Below are 4,674 nucleotides of genomic sequence, written 5' to 3'. Positions count from 1 at the left end.
GCTCTCTCTAGGGGGCGCAATGATCGATATCGGTCGTCTGGGCGTACAATCGTCGCTCAGAAATAACTAAAATCAGCTATCGGCTTTTCCGGAGCGGTAATACCAATATGAAGCATACCGTCAGCGTTTTTCTGTTGCTCGCCACCTTTTGGCTGATCAACTCAGGCTATTACAAACCGCTGTTGCTGAGCTTTGGCTTGTTTTCCGCGATCTTTGTGGTCTATCTGACGCACCGCATGGATGTTGTTGATCATGAGTCCCACCCCCTCCACCTGTTCAATATCAAGTTGCCGAGTTATTACATTTGGCTGGTGGGACAGTTGATTGTCAGCAATATTGATGTGGTCAAGCGCGTCTGGTCAGGCCGAAACAGTATTTCTCCCTGTGCTGCGTGGCTTCCACTGAGTCAGGTCACAGATATCGGGCGGGTGATCTACGCCAATTCGATTACCCTCACACCGGGCACGGTGGCAATGGATTTGGAAGACGACCGGGTCTATGTGCACGCGTTGAGTCGCGAGGGACTGGAAGATTTACGCGCTGGCGAAATGGATCGCCGTGTAAGTGATTTGGAGCGATAGGACCGATGGTATTGACGGTAGTCGCAATTGCTCTGATTGTCGTGATGGCTATGGCCATCGCCCGCGCTCTGCTTGGCCCGACCATTTACGATCGCATTCTGGCGGTTAACCTCTTTGGCACCAAAACGGTTCTGCTGATCGCCGTTGTCAGCTATATCGTTGGGCGTCCGGACTTTCTCGATGTTGCCCTGATATACGCGCTGATTAACTTTATCAGTGTGATCGCGGTGTTGCGGTTTTTCGAATACGGCTCGGACAACGTAAGCGACAAGGTGGGTGAAGATGGCTGAGTTGGTAACGCTATTGGGCTCGCTGTGTCTGTTGCTCGGTGCCTTTCTGATTTTTTCCGGCGGTTTGGGTGTTTTGCGCTTTCCGGACTTTTTTACCCGCATGCACGCCGCGGGGGTGACCGAAACCATGGCGGCTACCCTGATTGTGTTGGGCTTGATGTTGCACTCCGGTTGGGGCCTGCCACTGTTCAAGCTTTTGCTGATCTTGCTATTTGTGATGATTACCGGCCCTACGGCGAGTCACGCCCTGGCGAAATCGGCGCTCCACGGTGGTCTGCGGCCGCTGGGCGATAATTCGAATAACGAGCGTCATTAGTCGGGAGTTTTTGTCATCGGTACGCTGCTTGATATATCCGTTTTAACCCTGCTTGTAATCGTGGCGTTGGCCATCGTGCGGGCGCGGGATCTGTTTGCCACAGTGATGTTGTCTGGCATTTACGGTTTGCTGTCCGCAAGCTTTTTTATACTGATGGATGCGGCCGATGTCGCCTTCACGGAAGCCGCCGTGGGCGCAGGCATTTTCCCCTTATTGATGCTCACGGTGTTGTCCAGTGTCGGGCGCTACGAAGCCGAAGGGCGGCGTATTCGGTTTTTCCCGCTGTTATTGATGCTCGTACTTGCGGTTGCCCTGTTTGCGGCAATGCTGCAGATGCCACCTTTCGGATATGTCGATGCGCCTTCGCACGGCCATGTTGCGCAGCGCTATATTCACGACTCGCCGGATGAAATCGGTATCCCTAATATGGTGACCAGCGTGCTGGCCAGCTATCGGGGCTTCGATACACTGGGCGAAGTAGTGGTGATCTTTACCGCGGCGGTTGGTGTGGTGGTCATTCTGCTGGGCGGTCGCCCGAAAACGCCGCAACAGTCTACGCAGGCGTTGATGGCAGAGCACAAAGTGCTGCGAATTGTCGGGAAGATGCTGATTCCTTTGATTCTATTGTTTGGTCTGTACGTGCAATTCCACGGTGAGTACGGGCCGGGCGGGGGCTTTCAAGCCGGGGTTATTTTTGCGGTCGGCATCATTCTCTATGCCATGCTCTTTGGGCTCAGTAATGCCCAGCGGGTAGTGCCGCTTGGTGTTCTGCGCTGGCTTGTCGCGCTGGGTGTCTTGATCTACGGCAGCGTCGGTCTGGCCAGTTTTTTAAATGGCGGCGAATACCTGAACTACTCGGTGTTGGCGGACGATTCGGTCACCGGGCAGCACATCGGTATTATTCTGATTGAGTTGGGTGTCGGCATCACTGTGGCCTCGGCCATGGTGCTGATCTTCTTTGCGTTTACCCGCGCCACTCGCAGCCGCGACGAGCTGGAGGAATGATGGCGGATTACTATAACTATCTGGTTGTGGTGCTGTTGATGACACTGGGTCTCTACATCGTCATGACACAGGGTAACCTGGTCAAAAAATTGATTGGCCTAAATGTTTTTCAAACCTCCGTTTTTATTTTTTATATCAGCACGGCCAAGGTTAATGGCGGCACCGCACCGATAGTGATCGACGGGGCTGAGCTGTATTCGAACCCCTTGCCGCAGGTGTTGATTCTCACGGCCATTGTGGTGGGGATTGCTACCATGGCGTTGGCGCTGGCGCTGGTGCTGCGTATCAAACGCGCCTACGGAAGCGTTGAGGAAGATGTGATACTGGAACAGGATAAGCCGTGCTGAACCATCTTGCTGTTCTTCAGGTTGTCGTCCCGCTGCTTGCGGCTCCGGCCTGTCTGATTCTGGAGCGGGCCCGCGCGGCCTGGCTCTTTACCTGTCTGGCCTGCCTGCTGTCGCTCGGTATCAGTATTGCCCTGTTTTTGCAGGTCCAGGCCAGTGGCCCGATCAGTTATGCAATGGGGGGCTGGGAAGCGCCCTGGGGGATCGAGTATCGCATTGATGCCTTGTCGTCCTTTGTGCTGTTGCTGATCAATCTTGTTGCTGTAGCCGTGGTTATCGGTGCCAACAGCAGTCTAGTGGCCGAGCTGCCGGAATCCCGTCATTCTCCGTTCTATGTTCTGTTGTTGCTCTGCCATGCTGGGCTGCTCGGTATTGTTGCCACGGGCGATGCCTTTAATGTCTTTGTGTTTCTGGAAATTTCGTCACTGTCGACTTATGCGCTGGTGGCGCTAGGGCGTGATCGCCGGGCGCTGTTTGCCGCCTATCAATACCTGATTGTCGGCACCATTGGCGCAACCTTTTTCCTGATTGGCCTCGGCTTTCTCTACAGTTTAACGGGCACGCTGAATATGGCCGATTTGGCGCAGCGCTTGCCCGGGCTTGAGGAAAAACGCCTTGTGGCTGCGGCGTTTGCGTTTATTGTGATAGGCATTGCGCTGAAGCTGGCGCTGTTTCCGCTGCACGGCTGGCTCCCTGACGCCTATACTCAAGCGCCGTCGATGGCCACGGCTTTTCTCGCCGCCTCGGCGACCAAAGTCGCGCTCTATCTATTAATTCGCATGTACTTTGACGTGCTTGGTCAGGAGGCGGTTAACGCCCTGTTCCCGATGGGAGCGCTGCTTCTTGTGCTAGGCGCAGCGGCGGTACTACTGGCGTCTCTGGCGGCGATCCGGCAGGACAACGTCAAACGTATTTTTGCGCTTTCCAGTGTCGGCCAGATCGGCTATCTGGTCATTGGTGTGGGCCTTGGCAGTGCGCTGGGTTTGCAGGCAGCATTGCTGCACCTGTTTAACCATGCGCTGATCAAAGCGGCGCTGTTTATCGCGGTGGCGGCGGTGGTGTGTCGTGTTGGCGGTAGTCGATTAGACGATTTTCGTGGCCTCGGACGGGCCATGCCCTGGACGATGGCTGGTCTGTTGATTGGTGCACTGAGTTTGATCGGTGTGCCCCTGACGGCCGGTTTTGTCAGTAAGTGGTTTCTTGTACTGGCGGCGATGGAGGCGGGACTGTGGCCGTTGGTAGCGCTGGTGCTAATTGGTTCGTTTATTGCTCTGTTCTATGTCTGGCGGATTGTGGAAGTTGCCTATTTCCAGCAGCGCGACGGGGTGGCCATCAGTGAGGCGCCCCTGATGCTGCTGATTCCGCTGTGGGGTATGGCGCTGGCCAATCTGTACTTTGGTATTGATACGAGTCTCACCGTGGAGGGTTCCGAGCAGGCGGTGAACTTTCTGATGGGGAGTCGACCATGATGCAATCAGCGACTCATCTTTTATTGATCGCGTTGGTGCTGCCGCTACTGGCGGTTCCCGGTATTTTGCTGGCGCGAAACCATCCGAATCTGCGTGAAGCCATCTCCCTGCTGACCGGGGTTGCGTTGTTTATTGTCAATCTCTGCCTCTATCGCTTGGGTGAAGGCGGTGTGGTGTTGGTGGAGGTTTTGCCGAAGCTTGCCATCAGTCTGCAACTGCAACCGCTCGGGCTGGTGTTTGGTCTGGTTGCCAGCCTGTTGTGGCCGATCACCACCCTCTATGCCATCGGCTATATGCGTGGGCATGAGGAAGACAATCAAACCCGCTTTTATGTTTTCTTCGCGGTGGCGATTGCTGCGGTGATGGGGCTGGCCTACGCGGGCAACCTGTTTACCTTGTTTGTTTTTTACGAAATTGTGACCTTCAGCACCTATCCGCTGGTGACCCATGCCGGCACCGAAAAGGCGCTGAAGGGTGGGCGTACTTATCTGAGTTTGTTGCTGGGTACTTCCATCGTCTTTTTCATTCCGGCGATGATCGGTACCTGGTTCTTTGCCGGAACGCTGGAGTTTCAGCCGGGTGGGGTATTCGGGGACGATGTTTCGCCGTCGGTTCTGTCCGTGTTGCTGGTGCTGTTTGCCTTTGGTATTGGCAAAGCGGCCCTCATGC

General features: G+C 55.1%; 6 protein-coding genes and 1 pseudogene. All 7 read left to right on the top strand.

The window, feature by feature from the left end; genetic code table 11:
• The first annotated feature begins 107 nt into the window (after window positions 1-107).
• A complete protein-coding gene (locus AC222A_RS18745) occupies window positions 108-581 on the top strand; it encodes a Na+/H+ antiporter subunit E (RefSeq protein WP_372758731.1) in 474 nt (157 codons plus the stop codon).
• 5 nt (window positions 582-586) lie between these two features.
• Window positions 587-871, top strand: coding sequence for an MrpF/PhaF family protein (locus AC222A_RS18740; protein WP_372750318.1), 285 nt, complete (start codon window positions 587-589; stop codon window positions 869-871).
• A complete protein-coding gene (mnhG, locus tag AC222A_RS18735) occupies window positions 864-1,187 on the top strand; it encodes a monovalent cation/H(+) antiporter subunit G (protein WP_372750317.1) in 324 nt (107 codons plus the stop codon). The genes AC222A_RS18740 and mnhG overlap by 8 nt, the downstream gene beginning before the upstream one ends.
• A 60-nt stretch (window positions 1,188-1,247) precedes the next feature.
• Window positions 1,248-2,192: a Na(+)/H(+) antiporter subunit B gene (locus tag AC222A_RS18730; RefSeq protein ID WP_372758730.1), complete on the top strand. Its 945-nt coding sequence runs from the start codon at window positions 1,248-1,250 to the stop codon at window positions 2,190-2,192.
• On the top strand, window positions 2,189-2,539 hold the full coding sequence (locus AC222A_RS18725) for a cation:proton antiporter subunit C (protein WP_372749402.1): 351 nt from the start codon (window positions 2,189-2,191) through the stop codon (window positions 2,537-2,539). The genes AC222A_RS18730 and AC222A_RS18725 overlap by 4 nt, the downstream gene beginning before the upstream one ends.
• On the top strand, window positions 2,533-4,005 hold the full coding sequence (locus AC222A_RS18720) for a monovalent cation/H+ antiporter subunit D family protein (protein WP_372810771.1): 1,473 nt from the start codon (window positions 2,533-2,535) through the stop codon (window positions 4,003-4,005). The genes AC222A_RS18725 and AC222A_RS18720 overlap by 7 nt, the downstream gene beginning before the upstream one ends.
• A pseudogene (locus AC222A_RS18715) lies at window positions 4,002-4,674 on the top strand (monovalent cation/H+ antiporter subunit D family protein); the annotation flags it as partial. The gene AC222A_RS18720 and the pseudogene AC222A_RS18715, both read left to right, overlap by 4 nt.

It is taken from the genome of Litorivivens sp. (assembly GCF_057445395.1).
The sequence above is the reverse complement of the archived record's forward strand: the minus strand, read 5'-3'. Positions and strand labels throughout refer to the sequence as shown.